The organism is Streptococcus suis (genome assembly GCF_002964045.1).
GTDB classification, from domain to species: Bacteria; Bacillota; Bacilli; order Lactobacillales; family Streptococcaceae; genus Streptococcus; species Streptococcus suis_U.
The window spans coordinates 1-351 of record NZ_POPB01000380.1 but is presented as its reverse complement, the minus strand read 5'-3'; the positions used below and the strand labels follow the sequence as shown (position 1 = coordinate 351).

Annotated in this window: 1 protein-coding gene; it reads left to right on the top strand. The window is 44.7% G+C overall.

What is annotated here, in order from left to right:
- Positions 1–351: IS110 family transposase (locus C1E99_RS09570; RefSeq protein ID WP_153060181.1), on the top strand; the 351-nt coding region annotated here is incomplete at both ends.

Here is a 351-nt window from a genome sequence, read left to right as displayed (position 1 = left end):
GAGCCCATATGAAGGCTATCCCAGGTCAGAAAACCGACAAGAAGGATGCTCACTGGATTGCTAAATTAACACGGATTGGTCTGCTTCCTCGGAGTTTCGTTCCCGATGAAATCATTCAAGAATTGAGGGAGTTGACCAGACAGCGAAAACATTATGTGGAAAGTCGCAATCGAGAAACCAACCGTATCCATAAAATTCTTCAGTCAGGTGGTATCAAGCTAACGACCTATATTGAAGATATTATGGGGCTATCTGGACGTAATCTCCTTCAGCTACTGGTTGATAGGACGCCTATCACACCTCGCATTGTCCATCAATCCGTTTATACCAGCCTGAAGAAGAAAGTGCCAC